Source organism: Saccharopolyspora hirsuta (genome assembly GCF_008630535.1).
GTDB classification, from domain to species: Bacteria; Actinomycetota; Actinomycetes; order Mycobacteriales; family Pseudonocardiaceae; genus Saccharopolyspora; species Saccharopolyspora hirsuta.
Window position 1 is genome coordinate 1 of the sequence record NZ_VWPH01000021.1, and the last position, 23,804, is coordinate 23,804.

Annotated in this window: 23 protein-coding genes; 13 read left to right on the plus strand and 10 right to left on the minus strand. The window is 67.5% G+C overall.

Translation table 11 applies throughout. From position 1 onward, the window contains the following. The 3 genes from F1721_RS32780 to F1721_RS32790 form a co-directional block, all read right to left on the minus strand. On the minus strand, positions 1–547 hold a 547-nt coding region (locus F1721_RS32780), incomplete at its 3' end, for a tyrosine-type recombinase/integrase (RefSeq protein WP_246155472.1). A gap of 152 nt (positions 548–699) precedes the next feature. Further along, positions 700–978: a helix-turn-helix domain-containing protein gene (locus F1721_RS32785; RefSeq protein ID WP_150070735.1), complete on the minus strand. Its 279-nt coding sequence runs from the start codon at positions 976–978 to the stop codon at positions 700–702. Positions 979–1,059: 81 nt separating this feature from the next. Then, positions 1,060–2,064, minus strand: coding sequence for a TRM11 family SAM-dependent methyltransferase (locus tag F1721_RS32790; protein WP_150070736.1), 1,005 nt, complete (start codon positions 2,062–2,064; stop codon positions 1,060–1,062). Between the two features lie 44 nt (positions 2,065–2,108). On the opposite strand from F1721_RS32790, the gene F1721_RS34675 reads away from it, so the two are divergent. The 13 genes from F1721_RS34675 (at position 2,109) to F1721_RS35470 (ending at position 16,846) form a co-directional block, all read left to right on the plus strand. Then, positions 2,109–2,630, plus strand: coding sequence for a hypothetical protein (locus tag F1721_RS34675; protein ID WP_170301688.1), 522 nt, complete (start codon positions 2,109–2,111; stop codon positions 2,628–2,630). Between the two features lie 762 nt (positions 2,631–3,392). Then, positions 3,393–4,367, plus strand: a complete 975-nt coding sequence (locus F1721_RS32805; RefSeq protein ID WP_170301689.1) for a hypothetical protein — start codon at positions 3,393–3,395, stop codon at positions 4,365–4,367. Continuing rightward, complete coding sequence (locus F1721_RS32810) at positions 4,358–4,795, plus strand: pilin (protein WP_484336730.1); 438 nt, start codon at positions 4,358–4,360, stop codon at positions 4,793–4,795. The genes F1721_RS32805 and F1721_RS32810 overlap by 10 nt, the downstream gene beginning before the upstream one ends. Before the next feature lie 258 nt (positions 4,796–5,053). Next, positions 5,054–5,824, plus strand: a complete 771-nt coding sequence (locus tag F1721_RS32815) for a TrbL/VirB6 family protein (protein WP_246155474.1) — start codon at positions 5,054–5,056, stop codon at positions 5,822–5,824. A 21-nt stretch (positions 5,825–5,845) separates the two neighbouring features. Further along, positions 5,846–6,892, plus strand: a complete 1,047-nt coding sequence (locus tag F1721_RS32820; protein ID WP_150070740.1) for a hypothetical protein — start codon at positions 5,846–5,848, stop codon at positions 6,890–6,892. Beyond that, complete coding sequence (locus tag F1721_RS32825) at positions 6,889–7,938, plus strand: PrgI family protein (RefSeq protein ID WP_150070741.1); 1,050 nt, start codon at positions 6,889–6,891, stop codon at positions 7,936–7,938. The genes F1721_RS32820 and F1721_RS32825 overlap by 4 nt, the downstream gene beginning before the upstream one ends. Continuing rightward, on the plus strand, positions 7,935–9,839 hold the full coding sequence (locus F1721_RS32830; protein ID WP_150070742.1) for a VirB4 family type IV secretion system protein: 1,905 nt from the start codon (positions 7,935–7,937) through the stop codon (positions 9,837–9,839). The genes F1721_RS32825 and F1721_RS32830 overlap by 4 nt, the downstream gene beginning before the upstream one ends. Before the next feature lie 41 nt (positions 9,840–9,880). Continuing rightward, the gene (locus F1721_RS32835; RefSeq protein WP_150070743.1) at positions 9,881–12,433 is read left to right on the plus strand and encodes a DUF8128 domain-containing protein; all 2,553 of its coding nucleotides are present in this window, start codon (positions 9,881–9,883) and stop codon (positions 12,431–12,433) included. A gap of 67 nt (positions 12,434–12,500) precedes the next feature. Then, complete coding sequence (locus F1721_RS32840; RefSeq protein WP_150070744.1) at positions 12,501–13,466, plus strand: hypothetical protein; 966 nt, start codon at positions 12,501–12,503, stop codon at positions 13,464–13,466. A gap of 252 nt (positions 13,467–13,718) precedes the next feature. Continuing rightward, complete coding sequence (locus F1721_RS32845) at positions 13,719–14,768, plus strand: replication-relaxation family protein (protein ID WP_150070745.1); 1,050 nt, start codon at positions 13,719–13,721, stop codon at positions 14,766–14,768. Next, positions 14,765–15,721 carry a peptidoglycan DD-metalloendopeptidase family protein gene (locus tag F1721_RS32850; protein WP_150070746.1) on the plus strand — a complete coding sequence of 319 codons (957 nt, stop codon included), beginning with the start codon at positions 14,765–14,767 and terminating at the stop codon, positions 15,719–15,721. The genes F1721_RS32845 and F1721_RS32850 overlap by 4 nt, the downstream gene beginning before the upstream one ends. 200 nt (positions 15,722–15,921) lie before the next feature. Beyond that, positions 15,922–16,632 (plus strand): helix-turn-helix domain-containing protein, encoded by a 711-nt coding sequence (locus F1721_RS32855; protein WP_150070747.1) that lies wholly within the window; start codon positions 15,922–15,924, stop codon positions 16,630–16,632. A 79-nt stretch (positions 16,633–16,711) separates the two neighbouring features. Continuing rightward, positions 16,712–16,846: a hypothetical protein gene (locus F1721_RS35470; RefSeq protein WP_281288837.1), complete on the plus strand. Its 135-nt coding sequence runs from the start codon at positions 16,712–16,714 to the stop codon at positions 16,844–16,846. Positions 16,847–17,023: 177 nt separating this feature from the next. Here F1721_RS35470 and F1721_RS32860 read toward each other — a convergent pair whose 3' ends face one another. The 7 genes from F1721_RS32860 to F1721_RS34680 form a co-directional block, all read right to left on the minus strand. Beyond that, the gene (locus tag F1721_RS32860; RefSeq protein ID WP_150070748.1) at positions 17,024–17,209 is read right to left on the minus strand and encodes a hypothetical protein; all 186 of its coding nucleotides are present in this window, start codon (positions 17,207–17,209) and stop codon (positions 17,024–17,026) included. Between the two features lie 950 nt (positions 17,210–18,159). Next, positions 18,160–18,498 (minus strand): hypothetical protein, encoded by a 339-nt coding sequence (locus F1721_RS32865; protein WP_150070749.1) that lies wholly within the window; start codon positions 18,496–18,498, stop codon positions 18,160–18,162. A 197-nt stretch (positions 18,499–18,695) separates the two neighbouring features. Beyond that, on the minus strand, positions 18,696–18,968 hold the full coding sequence (locus tag F1721_RS32870) for a hypothetical protein (RefSeq protein ID WP_150070750.1): 273 nt from the start codon (positions 18,966–18,968) through the stop codon (positions 18,696–18,698). A 93-nt stretch (positions 18,969–19,061) separates the two neighbouring features. Beyond that, entirely contained in the window at positions 19,062–19,415 is a 354-nt protein-coding gene (locus tag F1721_RS32875) for a hypothetical protein (protein WP_150070751.1), read from the minus strand. 91 nt (positions 19,416–19,506) lie between these two features. Further along, positions 19,507–21,252, minus strand: coding sequence for a VWA domain-containing protein (locus F1721_RS32880; RefSeq protein WP_150070752.1), 1,746 nt, complete (start codon positions 21,250–21,252; stop codon positions 19,507–19,509). Positions 21,253–21,284: 32 nt separating this feature from the next. After that, positions 21,285–22,487, minus strand: coding sequence for an AAA family ATPase (locus tag F1721_RS32885; protein ID WP_150070753.1), 1,203 nt, complete (start codon positions 22,485–22,487; stop codon positions 21,285–21,287). Between the two features lie 96 nt (positions 22,488–22,583). After that, positions 22,584–22,748, minus strand: a complete 165-nt coding sequence (locus F1721_RS34680) for a hypothetical protein (protein WP_170301687.1) — start codon at positions 22,746–22,748, stop codon at positions 22,584–22,586. Positions 22,749–23,804 lie beyond the last annotated feature (1,056 nt).

The following is a 23,804-nucleotide window of genomic DNA, read 5'->3' on the forward strand; positions in this document are numbered from 1 at the left end:
TCAGCCCGGCATCCGGAGGCATGCGCCCGGCGATGGCATCGACTTCGTCGGTGGTGGCGTGGGGGCGTTCGCGCGGGCCCTCGAAGTTGATGCGCAGCTTGAGGCACGGATTCTTCGCGATCAGTCCCTCGTCCGCGGCTTCACCGAGGATCATGGAGAACAGTACGAGGATGTCGCGCGCGCTCTTGTCGGCCATGTTCGGGCGTAGCTTCTTGTTCACCCACCCTTTGGCCGCGATACGTGTGATGTCGCCCAGTGCGGTGCCGGACCAGCGAGGCAGGATGTGGTTGCGGAGGTGTGACTGGTAGGTCGCCCAGGTGACGTCGGAGACGCTTTGAGCGTCCGACCAGGCGCGGATCCACTCGTCGATTGTGGTCTGTGCGAGCCGAGGGTCGGTGAATTGACGGCGTCGCTGGTCGGATTCCACATCGGCTGCGCGGTCCTCGGCTTGTTTCCGGGTTGTGAATCCGTTCTCGGTGAAAACGGATCCGTCGCTCAGTCGATACCGAACGCGGAATCCGTCATTGCGTTGCTCTACCCATGCCATCGATGGAGATCCTTTGTGAAGAGGGGATATGGCTGTGCCGGGATTCCGGCACAGCCATATCCACGCTCCGTATGGGCAAAAAAGCAAGCCAACTGTGGTCAGGGTGTGATGGGTGGGTGTTTACCGAGTCCTGGGAGTGGTTCGTTCATGTTCTAACGGCGATGAGTGGGGCCGGATGCGGGAATCCGGCTTTGGCGGATGATCTCGTGGAGGTCAGCATCGGAGAAGCGGAGGTGCTTGCCGAGGAAGGTGCAAGGAATGTCGCGTCGGCTGGCCTTTCGCCGAAGCCAGGACTCTTTGACAGCAAGCTGTCTCGCGGCTTCGGCGGGTGTGTGCAGCTGAACGATAAGAGAAGAAGATGTGGTGTCGCCATGATGGGTTTCCGCGTGTTTTTCGGAAGCTGGATTACGCGTCTTTTCTTGGTGAGACATCGGTTTCTCCTCGGATAGGAACCGACAGCACGGTGGTGTTGGTCCGGGAATCGCTCGCTAGCGCGTGGCTCGGACGCGTCGTCACGCCGCCACGCCCTCCAGGTCGTGCTTCGTGACCACCGGTCTCGCGTTGCCACCGAGACCGTTCACCGCGTGTGGCTGAGCGGCGCGGAGCCTTTGGCTCGTCAGCGGCACGGGTTTGGTGAGGATGAGGACGTCTTCGTGGGCGATGAGGTGCAGGGGTAGGCCGGCGTCGCGTTGTTTGCGGATGAAGTCGCGTTGGAAGAAGCTGCCGCGGGCGACGAGGTCGTGGTCGGCGATGCGGGCGAGGAGTGCGACGCAGCGTTCGGTGGGGGTGAGTCCGGCGCGGCGGCCGCAGTCGGCGATTTGGGTGGGCAGGTCGATGAGTTCGGAGTGTTCGCGCCAGGGGCGAAGGGTGATCACCACGTGGCCGCCGGGTTTGAGGTAGGTGGTGCAGGTGGTGAGGATGCGGGTGAAGCCGGACAGGAGCCGGTGGTGGCCGATGTTGGCGAGGTTGCCGCGGTCGAGGGTGTTGCCGTAGCGGTGGTGGTATTTGTGCACGCCGGTTGTGCCGGTGGTGACGCGGCCGTGGGTGGAGGGCCCGTAGGGCGGGCTGGTGACCACGAGCGCGACCTGGCCGCGGAGCGCGTCGGGCAGCAGGGTGGTGAGCTGGCGGGCGTCGCCGTGCACGACCTCGCCGCCGGTGTTGTGGGTGTGGTGGTGGGCGAGGGTGAGGTTGGTGCGGGCGATGTCGACCCAGTGGGATTCGTATTCGATGCCGAGGGCGCGGCGGTTGAGGTGGAGGGCTTCGACGAGGGTGGTGCCGATGCCGCACATGGGGTCGAGGACGAGGTCGCCGGGCTGGGTGTAGTGGGCGATGGCGTGGGCGGCGACGGCGGGCAGCATCTTGGCGGGGTGCGCGGAGGAGTCGGGGCTGTAGCGGCCCTTGCGCTGTGCGGCGGGGCTGGTTTGCGCCGTCGCCCACACCGACACAGCCGGTGAGCCAGGGGCGGCACTGCTGCAGGTCCGGTGGTCCGCGTGTTCGGCGGTGTGGTGGTGGTGCATGAGGGCGTCCTCCCCGGGGCGTGGCTGGTGGGTGTGGTGGGTCATTGGGCATCGCCGGCTGCGGGGGTGTGGTGGTTGTGGGGTTGGGCGAAGACGAGGAGATCGGCGTGCACACGCCGGTGCCGGAACCAGGCAGGCGAACGATCACCAACCGCGGCCGGATCGGCGGGGAGGGGCGTGAGGCCTCCGTCGCGGATGGGGGCGAGCAGGCACACGATGTGCTGGAGGTAGAGCAGGTCGGCGTTTTGCGCTGCGGCGACGATGTCTCCGGTGGGGTCGCGCAGCTCGCCGTGGGCGCTGTCGGTGTGGGTGAGGACCGCGAGGATCCCGCCGGTGCGCAACAGCCGCGCCGCGTGGTGGGCGAGCAGATCCACCGGCTCGTGGTCGCCGGGGGTGTGGCTGGCCACGAGAAGGTCGACCGGATCACCGCCGTCAAGCTGCTGCCGAGAGATCTGGTCCAGCGAGGTGTGGGAGGCGGCGCGATCGAGGTCGCGGACCGTGTTCAGTGCTGCGGTGAGGTCGTCGTCGCTAGTCGTCGTGCGGTTGCCGGTGAGGGTGGTGAGTAGGACTCGGTCGCCGGGGGTGCTGAAGGCGGTGACGACAGCACTCAGGATGGGCAGTGGCCACCGCGCGCCGGGGTCGACAGGGTGCGGTCCGCAGGCCCATACGGTCGCCGGCGTCGCCGACTTCGACCTGGTGCGTGCCGTGGTTCGGGACTGTCGGGGCGTGCGGCGTGGTGTGGGCAGGGGCCGTGTAGGGGCGCCGGGAAACGCCTCGCGCTGTGCCGCGCCGGGGCGAGGCGTGTTGTGGTGTGGGCTGGGTTCGGGAGATGCCGGTGGGCACATGAAATTCCCCAAGGTGCGTGTTTCGAGGTGGGGCAATTGCTGGCATCCCTGAACTCCCCAAACACCCCTGGCAGGGGACACGAGACAGCAGAAAAGCCCTGATCCGCTGCGACTCCGGGAAATACCGGATTCAGCCGCAGCGGAGAACAAATGCGTTTCCGGCGAGTGGTCGGTTCTTCTTGCCGTTCCCCGGTCGCCGAGCGAGGAGACACGGCGCCGGGTGGCGTCGCGATCGCTACTACCGCACTGCTACGAACCGCATATCTTCGCAGGTCAGCAGCTACTACCGCGGTGTGTGTCGGGCGGATGGGTAGGCGGCGTGCCGCGTTCGGGTGCACCGGGGCGGAGATCAACCCTGGGGTGTGCGTGGTGATGGTGTATTGGTTTTTGGTAGTAGGGCGGTAGGTGTGTGGTGGCGTTTCGGTAAGAGTGGTTCTGGCGTTCTTGCGGGGTCGTTGTTGACCCGTTGCAAGGAGGCCTGTGATGGCTGGGAAAACGACTGTTTCCGAGTCGGGTGGATCCTGGGATTCGATGCCGTTGGATACGGCCAGGACCGCGTTCGAGCTGCTGGCGGCGCCGCCGCATCCGTTGGCGGTGGACGGGCGGGGCTTGCGGGGGATGCCGGACCGGTGGGTGCCGCTGGATGCGCTGCGGGACCGGCTGCTGCGCCGCCACTGCCCACGGCACGTCCGCGATGAGGTGTGGGCGTATCTGGTGGAGCGCTCCCGGCAGGAGGGCGGTAGCTGGACGGTCGGCTGTGTCGGTGTCGCGCTTCCGGCGTTGACCCGGATCGCCTCAGAGCTTTCGCGGCGCTTCGCCGGCGACCCCAGTGACATCCACGCCGCGGTCCTGACCGGGTTCCTCACCGAGCTCGCCCACATCGATCTGCGGCGGCCGGGGATCATGACGCGGCTGCGGTGGGCCGCCTACCGCGCGGGACACACAGCGCTGCGGGAGTCCCTGGACGCCCCGGTGCCATCAGGCAGCGGGTTCCGCTCGACTGAGCCCGCCCCGCCGTGGGGGCACCCGGACTTCGTCCTAGCGAGAGCGGTGGCCGAGGGGGTGATCACCGCAGCAGAGGCGGAGCTGATCGGCGCCACGCGCTTGGAGGGGCTGCCACTGCAGACGGCGGCCGAGCAGCGCGGCGTGAGCTATGAGGCGATCAAGAAGACGCGCCGTCGCGCCGAGCTCCGGCTGGCCGCCTACCTCCGCACCGAGCTGGCCACCGATGCCAGCGAGGGGGATCTCGCGGGCCAGGCCGCCGACAGCATCACCCTCACCACCGCGCGTCCACGGCGGGTGAGGGGTGTGCGGGGTGAGGGGGCGAATGCGCGGGGTGGGGTGTCCCCGGGGACTGGTGATGGCGGAGTTCAGGGGTGCGGGGGAGGCGCAGCCCGTGCTCCCCAGCGCTCAGCCGATGAGCCCACCGCGGCCCCGGAGGTTCCCCGATGCGCCTGACCACCCCACCCCACACCAGCCAGCAGACATCTCCACTCGCCTCGGCCGGTCTTCGTCGCCCGCGGTCCAGTCGCCGGGCCACACCCGCGTCGAGGTCGTGGCGGCGCCCCGGGCTGCTGGCCGCGGAGATCGCGCTACTCGCCTTGTTGCTGACCGCGTCGAGTGCGCATGCGGAGACCACCGTGGTGCTGGCGCTGGTTCGCACCCTGGATGACGTTCTGAACAACATCCGGGGCTGGATCATGGGAATCCTGGCGTTGGTGGCCACGGTGTTCCTCACCGTCGGCGGCCTGCGCTACCTGGTGGCCGACGGCCCGGGCGAGGTGGAGAAGGCCAAGCAGTCGTTCAAGAGCGCCGGCATCGGCTACGGCCTCGCGGCGCTGGCCCCGATCGTGGTGGACATCCTCCGCGGGTTCGTCGGGGCGTGATCCCCCGTGCTGCCCACCGCAGGCCGTCACACCGTGCACGCCACCGCCGTGACGGCCAGCCTCCTCACCCACACCGCGCTCGGCAGGGGCGCCGGACGGGCGCATGCCCAGACCACCGAGCCCGCACCAGCACCCCTTGCGTCGACCGAACCGCCGCTCCCGGTGCCGTCGCCAGAGCCTGGTGTTCCACCACCGCCTCCGCCGCCGGTACCGCCGGTGGATCAGGCTCCGTGTACGGGGCCGAATTGCATTCCGGTGGTGCCCACGGCTCCGAATACCCCGGAGACCGCGGGAGGGGAGGATCACGGGAGCTGGCTGGGGCATCTGCTCACCGATTGGTTCTGGGATTTCTTTGCCGACCTGGCGACCTCAGCTCTCACCAGGGTCCTGGATTGGTTCGCGACCTCGCTGTTGGCGACGCCGCAATTGGACCAGGTGCCGGTGGTGGGTCAGGTGTGGGGCAGTTCGCAGCGGTTGGCGATTGCCTGTTCGGTACTGGTGGTGATGTGCGCGGGGTTGGTGGTGATGGCCTACCAGACCCTGCAGACCCGCTCGTCGGTGAAAGAGATTCTGCCGCGCCTGGTGGTGGGGTTCCTGGCGGCGAACTTGTCACTGTTTTTCGGCGGCAAGGCCATCGAGTTGGCCAACGCTCTGTCGCTGGCGATTCTTGGCGGTGACGAGGAAGGGACGAAACGTACCGCGCAGGCCTTTGTCGACACCCTGCGCGGAAACCTCCCAGGAGAGCAAGCCCAGTACAGCGAACTGTATGCGGTGTTCGCCGTTTTGGTGCTTGCGATGATGGGGATCGCGGTCATGCTCACCTATGTCGTCCGCGTCGCCTTGACCGTGCTTGTTCTCGTCGCCGCGCCGTTGGCGTTGTTGTGTCACGCGATGCCGCAAACCGAGCCGATCGCGTTGTGGTGGTGGAAGGCCTTCGCCGGGTTGCTGGCGGTGCAGGTGGGCCAGTCGCTGGTGTTCATCGCCACCATCAAAATCTTCTTCCTCCCCGGCGGCGTCACCCTTTTCTAACCCAATCATTGGGGACGTGCGATGACCACGATTCTGATCGCTCTGGCCATGTTCTACATCCTGATCAAACTCCCGTTCTGGGTGCTCGGTTCCATTCGCGGAGGAAAGCGTTCCTTCGTCGGATCCCTGGTGAAGGGCTTTCTCGCCTACAAGACCTACGGGCTGCTGCGCTCCGGTGTGTCGCCACGGCGTCCCGCGAAAGCCAAGCCCACGGCGGATCCGTATGCGAAAACGAGCATGGCCGCGGACGGCCAGTACATGCTGCCGCTGGCCGGACTGAAACGCGGCCGGATCCGCACACCCTCGCCGCCACTGGGGAAAACACCCCCCAAGCCGACGCCACCGAAAAGAAGGGTGGGGCGGCAAGGCGCGCTGTTCACCCCCGACGGCACACCGGCCTCCTCGGCGCTTCCTCCAGAGCTGGGGCCGGATGCGATGCGGGTGAACCCGAACCCGGGGGAGCAGCACATGCTGCCGATCTACGCCCGCCACGACCCCAGCGCCACACCACGCCCCCGCCTCCACGACGACACCACCCCGAGGCAGCCGAGACCGCAGCCGCGACAGCCGGGCTTGTTCACCCGCACCGGCCGAGCGGCCCCGCATGCCCGCCCACCGAAACCCGGCAACCCCGGAGCACTCCCGACTCACGTCGCTCCAGGGGAGCAGATGCGCCTGCCGCTGGTCGGCCCGTTCACCACCCAAGCCCGCCCCACCCCAGCCCCGCACCCCGTCAAGGCGGAGGCAGGTGAGGCGCCGCGCGTCACCGGGCAACGGCCCCTGCTACGCCCGAACGGGGAGATCAACCCGGCGGCACGCCCACCCCGCCCCCGCCGCAGCCCCGCTCGCCCGAGCGCCCCGGCCGCGTATAAGGGCATCCGGCCGGACCGGACGGGCCAGTACGCCCTGCCCCTGAACCTGCCCAAACCCTCCAGGCGACACAGGCCTTCAACCCCTACGCCCCCGAGCACCCCGGCACCGGCCCCGGTGCGTGACGGCAACCAGTTGGAACTCCCTTTGAACCTGCCTGGGGAGACCACGAGCAGCACAGGTGGTGATCGGTCGTGACGAATCCGGTGCGCATTCCTTCCGATGTGGACAGAGAGGACCGGTTGGTGGCCAACCTCACCGGCCGCCAGCTCGGGATCTTCACCGCGGCGGGGCTGCTGCTCTACGGCGTGTGGTCGCTGACCCACACCGTCCTGCCGATACCGGTGTTTGCTGTACTCGCGCTGCCGGTGGCAGCCGGTGCGGTGGTGCTGGCGCTCGGCCACCGCGACGGACTGTCCCTGGACAAGTTGCTGCTGGCCGCCCTGCGCCAACGCCTCACACCCCGACGCCAAACCGCGGCACTCCACCCCACCAAGGCCGTGCCGACGTGGCTGAGGGCCCACGCCACTGCCGACTCCACAGAAGAGATCGGTGGGCTGGAACTGCCGGTCGCCGGGGTGGAGCCCTCGGGGACCGCCGAGGCCGGGGTGGTGGATCTGGGGGAGGACGGACTTGCGGTCGTGGCGGTGGCCTCCACCGTCAACTTCGCCCTGCGCACCCCAGCGGAGCAGGAAAACCTCGTCACGGCCTTCGGCCGCTACCTGCATTCTCTGACCGCTTCGGCGCAGCTGCTGGTGCGCACCCAGCGCCTGGAGTTGTCCGGGCACATCGGTGAACTCCGCGACCACGCCCCACGCCTACCGCATCCCGCGCTGGAGCAGGCCGCGCTCGAACACGCCGACTACCTGACCCAACTCGGGCAGAGCACCGATCTCCTGCGCCGCCAGGTTCTGCTGGTCCTCCGCGAACCCTGGCACCCCGCGTCGCCGACGACATCTGTCCGCTGGTGGGCGCGACGGCGACCCACCCGCGCACCGGAGGCCACAGGGTCGGGGCGGCGGGCGGTGGAGTCCCGGCTGGTGCGCCGGCTCAGTGAGGCCGTGGAGCTGCTGGGGTCGGTGGGGATCACGCTGACCCCGCTGGATGCCGGTCAGGCCACCACGGTGCTGGCCACCGCCTGCAACCCGCACACCCCACCCCCGCCCGCCGACCTCGCCGGCCCGGACGAAGTCATCACCACACCAAGGAGTGGGGAGTTCGCCGAGGAAGGGAGCTGGGCATGAAACTCCGACACCACCACCGTCGTCAGCAGGAGCGCCGGAGCTGCGCGTCGTTCGCGCCGGAATCCCTGACCATCGGGGCCCGGCACGTCGACGTCGCCGGCGACTGGGTCGCGAGCCTGGCTATCACCGGCTATCCGCGCGAGGTGTTTCCGGGCTGGCTGCAGCCCTTGTTGACCTACCCGGGCCGGTTGGACGTGTCGCTGCACCTGGCCCCGATCGAGCCAGAGGCCGCGGCGAGTCGGCTGCGTAAACAGCTCGCCAAACTCGAATCCGACCGCATGCACACCGCCCAGCACGGGCGCCTAGCCGACCCAGCGGTGGACGCCGCGACCGAGGACGCCTACACGCTGTCGGACAACCTGGCCCGCGGTGAGGGGAAACTGTTCCGCCTCGGCCTGTATCTGACCGTCCACGCCACCAGCGAACACGCGCTCGCCGAAGAGGTCGCTGCCGTGCGGGCGTTGGCGTCCTCGCTGCTGCTGGACGCCAAACCCGCCACCTACCGCAGCCTGCAGGGGTGGGTGTCGACGTTGCCGCTGGGCCTGGACCTGCTGGAGATGCACCGCACCTTCGACACCCACGCCCTGGCCGCGGCGTTCCCGTTCACCAGCCCCGACCTGCCCGCCAGTGATCCGGCCGGGCTGACCTCACCGTCGGGGGTGCTCTACGGCGCCAACGTCCAGTCCCAGGGCCTGGTGCACTGGGACCGCTTCGGCCTGGACAACCACAACAGCGTCGTCCTCGGCAGATCCGGGTCCGGCAAGTCCTACCTGGTCAAACTAGAAGCGCTGCGCAGCCTCTACCGGGGCATCGAGATCTGCGTGATCGACCCGGAGGACGAGTACCGGCGGCTGTGCGAGGCGGTCGGCGGCACCTACGTCCACCTCGGCGCCCCCGGCGTGCGGCTCAACCCGTTCGACCTGCCGATCACGGTGGCACCGGATGGGCGGCGGACGGCGCCCAAGGACGCGGTCGCGCGCCGCAGCCTGTTCCTGCACACCGTCCTCGCCGTCCTGCTCGGCGGCGAACCCTCGGCGGCGGCGCGGGCGGTGCTGGATCGTGCGATCGCCGCCACCTACCACCAGGCCGGCATCACCACCGACCCGCGCACTTGGACGCGGCCCGCACCACTGCTGCGGGACCTTCGCGACACGCTTGCGTCCCTGCACCAGGGAGGGGATGTGGTGGCGGGGGAGTTGGCGGCCCAGCTGCATCCGTTCGTGGAGGGGGCGTTCCAGGAGTTCTTCAACGGCCCCACCACGACCCGCCCCGACGGGCACCTCGTGGTGTTCTCCCTGCGCGATCTGCCCGACGAGCTCAAGGCCCTGGGCACGTTGGTGACGCTGGATGCGGTGTGGCGGCGGGTGTCCAACCCTGCGGATCGGCGACCTCGGTTGGTCGTGGTCGACGAGGCCTGGCTGTTGATGCGCCAGCCTGCCGGGGCGGCGTACCTGTTCCGGATGGCCAAAGCCGCCCGCAAACACTGGGCTGGGCTGACCGTGGCCACCCAGGACACCGCCGACGTGCTCGGCAGCGAGCTGGGCAACGCCGTCATCGCCAACGCCGCCACCCAGATCCTGCTGCGCCAGGCTACCCAAGCCATCGACGAGATCACCCGCGCCTTCGACCTCTCCGCCGGCGAACGACAGTTTCTACTCGCCGCCGACCAAGGCCAAGGCCTGCTGGCAGCCGGCACCCAGCACGTCGCCTTCCACAGCCTCGCCTCACCCATCGAACACGCCCTGGTCACCAGCAACCCCGCCGAACTCACCCACACCACCACCGGGGAGAACACCCAACTGCTGCAGGACGAGTCCTTCCTCGATCTCACCACCAGCGTGGACGGCGACGAGTTCGGACCCCACGGCACGGCCGACGAGCCCTTCGACCTGGGCGCCTGACCGGTTCCCTCATCTACCGCGTATCGAGAGGTGCTTCAGCCATGCCAACACGCCTGCGAGCGCCCGTGCCAGCGCCGGTGATTCCGGACGTGGCATTGGAGCGGGACGGATGGCTCGGTGACCTGCTGCGTGACCCCGCCGCCGCGGTGCGGGATCTGCTGGCCAGCCTGGGCGAGCCGGAGCCCCGAACGTGGGGAGTCACGGTCGCCGCACTGGTGGCGGTGACCGGTGTGCTCGGGGCACGGGGGTGGTGTCGGCGACGCCGCCAGCGCTGGTGGCGGGAGGAGGCGAGGACGGTGACGATCGTGCCGCCTCCGCAGGTGGATCCGGCCGGTGGTGTCGCGTTGTGGTCCCACCTCATCGGCCTGCTGCGTCCGAAGTGGACCAGGTGGTGGTTCGGGCAGCCGCACCTGGCCTGCGAGTACGTCTTCACCAACACCGGCGTGAGCATCCAGGTGTGGGTTCCAGGCACGATCCCACCGGGGCTGGTGGAGCGCGCGGTGCAGTCGGCATGGCCCGGCGCCCACACCCGCACCCACCCCGCCCAACCCCCACTCCCCGAACCCGAGGAAGACCAGCGGCAGCTGGTGGCGGCGGGGCAGCTGCGTCTGGCCCGCCCCGATGGGCTCCCGCTGCGCACCGAGTTCACCGCCGACCCGGTGCGGGCGCTGCTCGGAGCCGCCGACGGACTCCGCCCCACCGAGCACGCCTGCGTCCAGATCCTTGCCCGCCCCCTGGCCAGCACCCCCCACGCCCACTCCACCACCCCTGCCGCGGCGGGCATCACCGGCGTGCTCCGGCAGGTGCTGGACCTGATCACCCCTAACACCACGAAACCAGCCCCTGGAGATCGTGCTGGCCGGGTGCGGGATCCGCGGGTCCGGCTGGAGAGCGCGGCCGCCGACCGCGCGAGCGTGGCCAAGCAGCGCGGCGCCGGGTACGAGACCCTCGTCCGCTACGCCGTCACCACCCACCTCCCCACTGACACCGACAAAGCCACGGTTCAGCAGGCCCGGGGGGCGGTGCGGGGCCGGGCGCACGCACTGGCGGCGACCTTCGCCTCCTACACCGAGCACAACCACTACACCCGCCGCCGGCTCCACCACCCCATCCGCGCCCTGGCGGAGCGGCGCCTGGGCCGCGGTGATGTGCTGTCGGTGCTCGAGCTGGCGGCACTGGCCCATCTACCGACCGATGACGCCGTCCCCGGGCTGCAGCGGGCCGGGGCGAAAGCCCTCGCCCCACCACCCGGCATCGCCGCCCCGGGCCCGCAGGTCAAACCCCTCGGCCTCACCGATGCCGGGCAGTCTCGTGCGGTGGGGTTGCGGGTGCCCGATGCCCGCCACCACCTGCACGTGCTCGGCGCGACCGGCTCAGGGAAGTCGACGCTGCTGGCCAGCATGATCCTCGCCGACGTCGACGCTCGCCGAGGGAACGTGGTCATTGACCCCAAAGGAGACCTCGTCACCGATATCCTCTCCCGCCTCCCCGAAGCCGTTGCGGACCGTGTCGTGCTGTTCGATGCAGACTCCACTGCCCGCCCACCGTGTCTGAACCCCCTGGATGGAGAGGACACCGATCGCACGGTCGACAACCTCGTCTCGGTGTTCCGCCGCGTCTACTCCGCCTCCTGGGGGCCGCGCACCGACGACGTCATGCGCGCCGCCTGCCTGACCCTCCGCGCCCAGCACGGCGTGGCGACCCTGGCCGACCTCCCGAAACTCCTCGCCGAACCCGCCTTCCGCGCCCGTGTGACCGCCGGTCTCAGCGATGGTGTGTTGCGGGGGTTCTGGGCGTGGTACGACGAACTCACCGACAGCTCCCGCAGCCAGGTCATCTCCCCGCTGATGAACAAACTCCGCGCGTTCCTGCTGCGGCCCTTCGTCCGCGACGCCATCGCCGCCGGCCCCTCCACCATCAACCTCTCGACCGTGCTTGACGGTGGCCTGTGTTTGGTGCGGATCCCGAAAGGCTCGCTGGGGGAGGAGACCACCCGGCTGATCGGGTCGCTGGTGGTGGCCCGCACCTGGCAGGCCACCACCGCCCGCGCCCGCATCCCCCAACGCCACCGCCGCGACGCCGCGCTGGTCATCGACGAATGCCACAACTTCCTCAACTTGCCGTACCCGATCGAGGACATGCTCGCCGAAGCACGCGGCTTCCGACTCTCGATGACCCTAGCCCACCAGCACCTCGGCCAACTCCCGCGTGAACTCCGCGAAGGCATCTCCACCAACGCCCGCAGCAAGATCTTCTTCAACGCCAGCCCCGAAGACGCCCGCGACCTCGCCCGCCACACCCACCCCCGCCTCACCGACCACGATCTGGCCCACCTCGGCGCCTACCACGCCGCCGCCCGACTCGTCGCCCACGGCGAACAAGCCGAACCCTTCACCCTGACCACCCAGCCCCTCCCGCCCGCCATCCCCGGCCGAGCCCGCCACATCCGCACCACATCGCGGCAGCAGAATTCGAGGCCCAACACCGAGTCCACCCAGGACATCATCCCGATCTGCGTCCGACCGACGGGACCCCAAAACATGCAGGCCACACCGAGACTGAGAGAAACGGACCCACGCCGACGAACCTGCTGAAAACCGAGCCGAGGGTGATCCTCAGTAAGGTATGTGCCTGAAGTTGGCGGCAAGAGAGAGGAACGCAATGGCCGAGTCGCCGGAACACAAGTTCCTGTCCGAGGCGGTTCTCGAGATTGCACAGGAAGTAGCAACGTCGCGACTCTACGGTTACCGGGAAGCCGACAGAAGAAAGTTCGACTTCTCGTGCGATCTAGCAACAAGTTGGAAGAAGTTGATCTCGGGGCAGACTGTCTGGAAACACGCCGAAGGAATTGACAAAGACATCAGGACTCTGCTGTCTGATGTTGAATCGGATGTTCTTGTTTACATTGCTCGGGATACGATCAAGAACAGATCAACTCTGCGTGAATCCGTGTCGGATTTTAAGAATACGGCGCTGGCGGAAAAGATTTCTCGACTCCGCGTGTTCTGGATACCGGAAGGATTTGATGCTGACCGGGAAGACCACCGAATCCTTGTGTACGGGGACCTGAAGGAGTCGATCTCGAAGGACCTGCTGCTATACACAGTCTTGGGGGGAATATCATCTGGAGATATTGCGTCGTTTACAAACTGGTGCAATGCGAGCGGGCGCGCCTTGGGGGCGCTCGTAGAGATTGGTCGCTCGGGTTTTCAGAATAATACGGCCCTCGCGAAGGCGTTGGAAATGCGGGCAGATAGGACGAAAGAATGGGTAATTCTGCTTTCGGCTACGGGATTTATTGAGCGGGAGCGAGAGACGGCTGGGGCAGTCTATCGTATCTCCCCAAAGGGGCAAGCGCTTCTGGATATCTGCGGTCGCCTGTACTGTGACCCAGATGCTTTGGAGGATGGTAACTCTGCCCTTCGCTATGTATGCGCGTTGCTCGGTATCAACGCGGACGAGCTGGAGCGCTGGATTCCGGCATATGGGCACCTACTGGATGCGAATGCTGAAGAATTCAAGCGTGCAAATCCTAGGTTTGACACCCCTGCGGTCAGATTGGCCTGTGAGATTCAGGCCGCAGTTAAGTATTTTGGCTGCGTTTTCTCCAGTCCTTCGTACTCTTGATTTATTTCGCCTTCTAGTGTTCTGGGGTAATCCGCGTTAGGTTTCTTGCTTTGGGGTTAGCTGCGCGAGGCTGTACCGGCGACAGATTTTCGGCGACCTGAATTTTCTTAGTGTTAGGCGAGAGTGGACGGTTTACGCTACCTTGAATTCGGTTTCGCGCGGGCGGATTATTTTAATATATGAAATTTAGGTATCTATCTAATTCTGTTGTGCTTGTAGATTCGGTTCGTTGACAGGAGGTGCATACACAGCATGATCACGAATCCGACCCGGCAGCGCGCACTGCACGGCATCACCGCTACGCGCCCGAGCGCTCGTGTCGCCAACTCCGTCGACCATCAAGCCGCCCTGGCCTGGCGGCTGACCGCCCGGGACAAGTGGATCATCCGCATGGTGCACGAGCACCGGGTGCTCACCGCCGCCCAGATCACCGCGTGCGCGTTCCCGTCCTTCCGCTCCGGTCGGCAGCGGCTGCGCGAGCTGTTCCAGTGGTCGGTCCTCGACCGCTTCCAGCCCGCCATCTCCCTCGGCGCCGCCCCCATGCACTACGTCCTCGGCCCCGCCGGTGCCAGCGTGCTGGCCGCCGAACACGGCCTGGACGTCAAAGACCTCGGCTACCGCCGCGACCGCACGATCGGCATCTCCCACCACCAACGCCTCGCCCACACCGTCGGCGTCAACGAATGGTTCACCACCCTCATCACCCGAGCCCGCCACCACACCAGCAACGCCCTCCGGGCGTGGTGGTCGGAAACCCGCTGCGCCCAGCACTTCGGTGACCTCGTCCGCCCCGACGCCTACGGCCGCTGGCACACCCACCACCGCGAGATCGAGTTCTTCCTGGAATTCGACCTCGGCACCGAAACCACCACCCGCGTGGCCCACAAACTCCACGGCTACCACCAGCTCGCCGCCGCCACGGGCATCATCACGCCCCTGCTGGTGTGGCTGCCCACCGCCCGCCGCGAAGCCACCACCCGCCGCGCACTCACCACCACCTGGCGCGAACTCGACGCCCCCCACCAGGTCCCGGTCCTCACCGCCGCAGCCGACCTGCTCAATCCCCACACCGAGCACCCCAGCCCCGCCGATACGGTCTGGCTCCCCCTCACCCCCGTCCCACAGTCGTCGACGCCGCGTGTTGGGTTGCACCAGATTTCCGGGCTCTGGCCGCACATCCCGCCACCCACGAGCACCGGAACCGACACCACCACGGCGGTGTCGACGACGCTGCCCGCCCCACCACCCATGCCACCCCCGCCTTCACTCAGGGCGGAGCCTCGGAGTGGGGTGGCAGGATGACCCGGGCCCTGGTCGTGCTCGGTGCCGTCGTGGTCCTGTTTCCCGTGCTGATCGTCTCGGCCGTGATGGGAGCCCTCTCCAGCCTCTTTGGGGGTGGGGCGAGCCAGCCCAGCGCGGCCGCACTCAGCGACATCCCCGCCGCCTACCTCGCGCTCTACCGCACTGCCGCCGGGGTGTGCCCGGGACTGGACTGGAGCGTGCTGGCCGCCATCGGCAAGATCGAAACCAACCACGGCCGCTCACCACTGCCCGGAGTCCACACCGGGGAGAACCACGCCGGCGCCGCCGGGCCGATGCAGTTCCTCGCCGCGACCTTCGCCGCCGTCACCGCCCAACACCCGATCCCACCCGGCGGCGCCACCCCACCCTCCCGCTACCACCCGCACGACGCGATCCACGCCGCCGCGTACTACCTCTGCGACAACGGCGCCCGCCACCACCGCGACCTCCACGGCGCGATCTACGCCTACAACCACGCCGACTGGTACGTCACCCAAGTCCTCGACCAAGCCGCCCACTACCGCACCACCATGACCACCGCGCCGCACGGTGGCGGGTGGGTGGTGCCCGTCCAGGGCCGCTGCACCTCAAGGTTCGGTCCCCGCGACGGGGAGTTCCACCGCGGCCTCGACATCTCCGCACCGATCGGCACACCCATCCGCGCCGCCGCCGAGGGCACCGTCCTCAACGCAGGCCCCGCCACCGGATACGGCCTATGGGTCCGCATCCAACACCCCGACGGCGTCATCACCACCTACGGGCACAACCACCGCAACCTCACCCGCCCCGGAGACCACGTGCAAGCAGGACAGGTCATCGCCGAGGTCGGCAACCGCGGCGAATCCACCGGACCACACCTGCACTTCCAGATCGACACCCACGGGCAGCCCACCGACCCCGCCGAGTACTACCGGCGCGAGGGAATCGATGTGTGCAACCACCACGACACCTAACCCCAGCAACGAAAGCATCGGTGCCCCGGGCACCAGAACTGTCCATACTGGACTATCACTATTTCGGGGACATCACTTGACTTCCCCGCCGTATGGAGCGTCCATGGTCGTGCAGCCAGCGCGGCCCGCCGGGCCACCGTGACGCTGGCACCGCCCCGGGAATGCCCGGGCGGAATTCCGCACGATCCACCTCAACGCGAATGGGGAACTTCAGCATGTCCCGAAAAAACGCCAACGCCCGCAAGCAGCCCACACCGCGACCGCTCACCAGCGTTCCGGGTGACGTGGTGGGCACAGCATCGGAAGCGAAAGTGTGGCACGCACTGGTCAACAACCCGAACACCACGACCACCGAACTCGCCGCACTAGCCGAGGTCGGTAAGTCAACAGCGGGCAAGATTCTGGCCGCATGGGACAAGAACGGCACCGTCACCCGCATCCCGGGCATCGCCGACCAGGGCGCACGCGCCGCCAACCGATGGCACATCACCCCCACCGCCACAATCCCGGCTACCAGCGGCAACGAACCCGCCGCCACGCGCGAGGCCACCAACGCAGCCGAATTGGACAGCGCGACCGGTGAGGAACCGCAGGATTCAGCACCGCAGGACCCCACCGGGGACGCCCATGCGGAAAGCGGTGACAACCCGGCGAGTCCGGACACCGCGCCTGAAGGCACCGCATCAGGGCCAACCAGCACACGCCGGTTGGCCAAGGGCGCACTGCGCGGCATGGTCGAGGACTTCCTCCGTGAACACCCGACCGAGCAGTTCAGCCCCAACGACATCGGCAAAGCACTGAACCGATCAGTCGGAGCCGTCCACAACGCCCTCGAACGCCTCGTCCAACACGGATACGCTGTCAGGACCAATGACAGCCCGAAACGTTTCTCCTTCGCGGAAAACCAGTAAGCGGAACCCGGCTCCAGCGGCGCAACCAAACAGCCGCACGCACACCCCAGGAATCCACGAACTGACAGGAGGCACCAGCATGACCGACGTCCACGACACGTCGGAAGTCGACGAAATCCCACTGGACGAGCAGCAGCGCCGCGACTGGCAGGACATGATCACCTCGCTCCCCAACATCGCCAGCGATGCAGGCGGCGAGGTCTACAACCAATAGCAACCCATGTGAGGCATGGTGGCTCAGCAGTCGCGACTGCTGAGCCACCATGCCTCACATGGGCACAGGCCCTCGGCACCGGAATCGCACCGATGCCAGCGTGACCTCTCGTCTACCGCCCACGTTTCGACGGCAGACGCGGTGGCGCATGGCTGCCGGTACTCGCCGACGGTTGGATCATGCGCCGTCCACGGTCTCGACCTCCACCGCTGGTGTTAGCGGCCCATATTCGGCTTCCACTTTCGCCTTCGTCTCCAACTCCAGGTCGCTGTACTCGGGCGGGAACCACACCCCAGCGTCGGCGTCCCACTCCCAGAGACGCCCATCCGCGTCATAGAACGACTCGGTTTCGCTGCTCGACATCCTTCACTCTCCCTTTGCCGTGCTTGTCGATCTCGGCCGCCCCATAGGTTGAGGACGATCGTGGCGAGAGTGCCGCCGCCGAGATAGTTGGTGGCGCACTAGTAATGTCATTTTTCACCAGCACTGATCATGGTTACGGCCGCGCCGCATCACTCAGCGCGATGAAGTGTACTCGGGGTCGTGCGTCATCGACGGCGGCCTCGTGCTGGCTGTTCACTGAGGTCGGCGGCGGCCGTCGACGGCGACGTCGGGGCATTTTGACGTTCTCGTCTAGGTCGTCGCGCACCTCGCGGAGGTCCGCACTGGTCGATGGAAAGGACAAGCACGAGGAAGGGCATTAGTCTGCTGTCTCCATCCTAGCGAGGTTGATCCAGTCGGTTTGGCCTTGACGGAGAGGCGAGACCGGCTCCCGGACTGTGTCAGCTTGGCAGGGAGGCTGCACGATCACGCCGCGGGCGTCGTCACGGTGTGACCGCGCGGTCGTCGGGCCGTGCGTGTTTCTCCTGGGCGCGATCAGGCCTCAGCTGGTCGAGTCCGTGGTGTCGTCGCGCCGGTTGCCTCCGGCGATCATTCGGTGGTAGGCGGCCAGGGCATCGGCGAGCGCGTGGTTGGCCTCCTGTTGTTGCCGATGGTCGGACTGCGTGGATAGGTGGCTGCCACGATCCTCAACCGAGCCTGCTCGTGTTTGTCCATGCGGCTATCCTGCCCCCATTCCACCGGACACGAACCGGTGACGGCCGGCGGTGAAGACGACCAAGCCCCCAGTCGGCCGGGGGCTTTGGAGAAAGTGGATTTGGGGCGTGATTCCGGGGCTCACGTGCCCGGAGCATCACCGGGTACTTCGTGCAGCGGGCGACGATTAAGCCGTTTCGCGAGAGGTGAGGCTGTTCACGTGTGGGCCGTGACCGCGTGGCTACGTCGTCCGCGTGGGCGGGGACGTGGCTATGTGGTCAGTGCGCATCGCTGTTCTGGTGGGGGAGTCGGTAGGCGTGGGCGGCGGCGTGGAGGGGTTCATGGAGGGCGTTCAGGCTTGCCACAGCGCCGTCGAAGTTTCGGGTGTCTGATTCGGAGGCGAGGGTGTGCATGGGGATGACGCCCCAGGTGAACTCGTGCAGTGTGCGGTCGATAGCCGTGGCATACGTTTGTGCTTGCTGCCAGTGGTGGTCCGTCGCGTCGGCGATCGCCTTCAGCGCGATGTCGGCGGGTTCGGTATCGCTGAGGCCGCTGCGTACGATTCCTACGGTCTTCTTGAGGATCTCGTCGGTTTCAGCATGGCGGTTTTCGCTCACGTCAGTTCTCCACCGACGCAGTCTATAGTGGACAAACGCGGGTGTTCAACGCGTTGATCAGCCGCTACGACCTGCCGACTGCGCCCGTGCGTTGAGGGCGTGGGGCGTCGTTCTAGTGGTCCCAGGGTATGGGGATACCGTGGGTGATTCATGCGGAACGGCGGCTGGTGTCCTGGCCCTGCCGGGCCTGCTGGCGGTCATGCGAGTGTGATCAGCTTGATGACCGCGTTGGGTTCGTTGGCTGTCTTGTAGATGTAGCCGTCAGCGGTGGCGACGCACCAGTGTTCTTGTCGGTCGATGTTGCAGGGGTAGTAGGAGCCGATCAGGGTGTTGTCGGCGCGTGTGGCGATTCCGTAGCGGGTTTGCTGGGCGCCGGTGGCGTTGGCCATGGTGACGGTGAACAGGATTCCTTCTTCGGTGAAGCGCCGGATCTCGTCGGCGAAGTTCTCGGCGGGTTTCGTCGTGATCACATTTCCTGCCGGTTCGGGTCGGGGGCGGTTGGGGTGGTGCGGTGGGCGTGTGGCTTCTGTCTGAATTGGATTGTTGTGGCGTGTCTTGCGGGGTTAGCACATCTCGTTGGTGGTGTCGGGGATTTGGCAGGTGGGGCCGCAGGGGAGGAGGATCTGTTCGGCGCGTTGGAGGAGCCGGTAGGCCGGGGCGGCGAGTTCGTATTCGGGCCGGAGCTTGGTGTCGCGGGGCGGGGCCGTGCCGGGGTGCCAGTCGTGCGGGTCTTCGTCGATGAGGTGTGTCCAGGTCATGTCGTCGGCGAGGACGTGGGCGCGTGCGAAGCTTTGCTGTTGGTAGAAGTCGCGGCGGACGCGTGCTCGGATGATGTAGCGGTCTAGGTGCGCGGTTTCGGTGAATTCGTAGTAGTTCGGGGTGCGGTAGGTCGCACTGTCGACGATGTGGATCGGCATGTGATTCTCCCTGGAAATAGCTATGAGTGGAGTGGGCGAGTCCACTGTGGTCGTTGGCGTGGGATGTGGACTCGCCCACGGCGCGGGGGTATTAGCGGGTGGTGCGGAGTGCGGTGGTGGCGGCGCGGCCGATGGCTTGGGCGGTGGTGGTGGGGTCGGTGAGGGGGTGGATGGTGGCGCCGGACATGGGGCGGGTGCAGGGGTGGTCGGGGGTGAGCCAGAGGATGGCGCAGCCGGTGGCGCGGAGCCGGTCGAGGCGGCGTTGGGCTTGTGCGCGTGGGTCGTCGCGGAAGTTGCCGTCGGAAACGATGACCAGCAAGCGTGCGGCGCCGGGCAGGTGGAGGCTGAGGGCGCCGTCGAGAGCGTCGATAGCGCGAGGGATGTCTTCGTAGTTGTCGCGAGCGTCGAATTCGGTGACGGCGGCGGGTGTGGTTCCGGGGTAGGTGATGGGCCGGACGCGGCGGCCGAAGATGACGGTGGCGGTGGTGGCGGGGATGGGGGTGTGGTGGGCGGCGTGGGCGAGGATCCAGGCGGCGGAGGCCACGGGGCCAGCGAAGGAGGACATGGACCCGGAAACGTCGCAGGCGATACCCAGGCGTAGTGGCGGCGCGGGGGCGATGCGACGGTGGGTGCGGGTGAAGGGTTCGGCGGTGGGCAGTGCGCCTGCGGCGCGTTGTGCGTCGGTGGCGAGCGCGCCGCGCATGCGCAGCCGCCCGGGTGGGGTGGGGGAGGTGGTTTTTGTGGTGGTGCGGTCGCGGAGTGCGGCGGTGGACAGGGCGCGGGCGAGTTGGCGGGCAGCGGCGCGTTCGGTGCTGCTGGGGGCGCGGGTGGCGCGGATCTCGGTGTGGCCGGTTTCGGGCCCGCTGGAGGCAAATACCCGGGCGGCGGTTTTCTCGGCGGATTTGCGTGCGGTGGTTTCGGCGGTGTGGGCCTCGGCGGCGGTGGTGGCGGGGTCGGTGGGGGCCGGTTCGGTGGCGGTGTTGGCCGCGACCGCTGCGGTCGCGGCGTTGATCGCCTCGGCCAGCGATGAGGGGGCACCGCTGGGGGCCGGGGTGCCGCCGCTGGTGGCGTCGGGGGGTGGGGCGGTGGGGTCGGTGCCGACGAGCTCGCACCATGCGCGGCCGAGCTCGAGCATCGTGTCGGCCTCGTCATCGGCCACCCGCTGCGCGGCCTGCCACAGCTTCCGCAGTTCGGCGAGGGTGTGGGCGCCGAGGGCGGTTTCGGCGGCGCGTTCGACAGCCTCGGTTTCAAACGGCAGGAGGATTCCGGCGTCGGCGCGGCCCATGAGCAGCCCGGCGGCGCGCGCGGCGTTGTAGGGGGTGAGCGCGGGCGCGGTCGTGGGGTCGTGGGCCAGGGTGTCGGCGAGGATGAGGTTGGTGGCCGAGGCACGTAGCCAGTGCCGGTCGTCGGGGCGGCGGCGGATCTGGGCGGCCTCGATCCGCGACTCCTCCAGCATCATGGCGGCATCGACCGCGCCGGGTGGGGCGCCTTCGGGTGGGTCCCATTGGCTGTGGCGGGCGTGGGCGCATTCGTGGGTGAGCAGGCCCCATGCGGTGGCGTAGCGGGCGCGGTCGCTGATCCGGTGTGGTGCGGCGCTGGCGGGATCAACCGTGCCGAGGTGGGTGCCGTCGATTTCGATGGTGGCGTGGTTGGGCAGGAAACACGCCGGGGCACCGTGGCCCGCGCCGGGGGCGATGGTCACCAGGAGGTCTTCGCGGTCGGCGATGGTGGGTGCCTCGTCGGTGATCGCGGCCGACAGGCTGATCCACCCGGTGGTGCCGGTGCCGTCGATGGTGGTTGCGGCGGTGGTGGGGTCGGCGATGATGTGGGTTGCCATAGTGAAACTCCTTACAGCTGTTGGGGTTTGTGTCAGATCCGGCCGCCGAGGGCCAGCGGTTCGACGGTCATGCCGAAGGCGTCCCGGACTACGGCGGCGACGGTGTCACGGTCCTCCTCTGGTGCGACCCCGACGAGGTTGGCGGCGGCGGCCTCGGTGCCGAGCACGTCGGCGATGGTGGAGAATGCGATCAGCTCGCGCAGTTGTGGGGCCCGGCCGATCTCGCCTTTGCGTTGGCGGGTGGTCAGGTTGCGCGCCGCCCGGACCGCGCGGCGGTCGATCTTGAGTTGCTTGGCGAGATCGAAATCGGTGGACACCTGGATTTGTGCGGAGAACCGTGACGAGAGGGCGTCGGTGAGAACCGCGCCGTGCACGCCGGGGTTGTGCCCGGCCACCACGTAGAAACCGGGGGCGGCGGTGACGGTTTCGCCGCCGTTGGCCTTGACGGTGATCTGACGGCGGCCGTCCATGGCGGGATAGACCACGGCGAGCACGGTCGGGGGGATCAGGGTGGCGTCGTCGATGAACAGGCACCGGCCCTCACACATGGCGGTCACCAGCGGTCCGTGCACGAACACGTAACGCCCGTCGGGGGTTTGGGTGTACTCGCCGACGAAATCGGCGACCGTGGTGTCACCGTCGCCCTGCACGGTGATCAGGTCGGGGTAGGCGGCCTCCACCACGGAGGTTTTCCCGGTGCCGGGCGGACCGTAGAGCAGAACGGGAACCCCGGCCGCGCGTAGCTTCCGCAACGCGGTGACATCGGGCAGCCCGGACAGTGTTCTCGGGTGGTAGGTCTGCCCATTCGGTCGCTTCACCGGGCCGGACACCTTTTCCGTCAACGGATCCACACCTGGTGTCTCATGTGGACTCGCCTTTGTTGAGGGCGTGGCGGGCGGCGGTGTGTAGTGCTTCCGCGCCATGGTGGGCACTGGGGCCGTGGCCTTTGCGGCGGCCGTGGTGGCGGTGTTTGCCTTGTACCGCAACGGGTTGGTCAGGGTTCGCTCGACTTCACCGCGCGCGGTGAGCACAGTCAGCGCGTTGCCGACCGCGCCGGATGAGCGCCCCAACGCCTTGGCGATCTGACGCGGCGAGCGCTCCCATGAAGGGTGCGCGGCGAGGTATTCGGCGACCTGCCGCCGTAGCTCACCGCTGGGCAGACGGCCGCCCGCTGGGGCGGTGGTCGTGCCGGGTGCGGCCAGGTCGGTCGTCGTCGGCGTGGCTGGCGTGGTCATCGCGCGCGTGTCCTTTCCGAGTCGTGTGCGTGGCGGATGGGGGGGGGGGCGGGGTTCCGGTAAGGTCGGCCGACTTCACCGGAACCCCCGGGGTTGTCAGGCGGTGGCGATGTCGGCGTCTTGGGCGTTCTGGTGGGCGTATGCGGCCTCATCGGCCGATTTTTGGGTGTGCCCCTTTTCGACCCATCCGCAGTAACAAAAGGCGGTGACCGTGCCGTCGGTTTCGGTGATGGTGTCGGCGTAACACATGATCGTCTCCATACGGTGGGGGGATAGTTCACGCCGGGGGTGGTAATCGCTGTGGCTTTTATTTTCCCGGCGGTGATTCAATGATGACTCGACCGCGCGCCGCGTGCAACCGAAAACACAGCCAATTCCGGTGCATTTCCGTGGATCACCCTATGGTGTCGCGGACGCCGGCGATTCAAATCAATTTCGTTAGTCTTTCTGATTTGCAATCCTAGGGCCGGTGGTAGATTTGTTGGAGTCCTTGAAATGCATTGATAAAGGAATGGTGAAAAATGGAATGGCCAGCAGGGTTGGAGCGCATTGAGGAGGAGCCGACGGCACGCCGGGGCGGCTGCTCCTGTTGCCCGGAGATGCCGCGGCTGCCTGCTGCGCTGAGATGGTATGGACGGCCTGCGGCCGTGTGAGTCGGGGATACCGCCGGATCCCGTGTTCCCGTGCGTGACCAGCGGCCCTGCGGGCAGACAGGGGTGGTGGCCAAGCCGGATCCTGCTGTGGATCCGCCTGGTGATCCCCCGTATGAACCCCCTGGGTTGGCGGTCTGGGCACGACTCGCACAGCGTGGGTTCCGTGATCGGGTGCAGGATCCTCTGATGCGTTCGGCGGCAGGAAGAAGGCTGGTCGAGGGTGTGGTGTCGTCTGCTGCCGAGTCGCATTCCTTCCATTTTCGGAGTTTGGAGTTGCTGGGATGCGCATTGGGGATATCTGTGGTGTGGGTGATCGTGTGGTGTGTGCATGGGTGGGGCGCCTTCGGTGTTGCCGAAGGCGCCCCGGTGATCGATTCGCTGCTGTCGTGGTTTTGTTCATTGGCGGGGTGTGGTGTGGGGTGTGTTGGGGGCGGGGTTCATGGCGGCGTGGATGAGTGGGGCGGCAAGAAAGCCCCAGTGGCGTCCGGTGTTTTTCCAGCCTGCGAGGCGGGTCCAGTGGTGGTTTCGGGCGATCCACAAGGTCACGTCGGCGTGGTCGGGATCGGTGGCGTCATCGGGGGGGAAGTACTTGCACGACCACGGTTCCGGGGCGGGTGGTCGTGAGGTCGACGTGGGGTTGCCAGGTGCCGCCGAAAGAGACCAG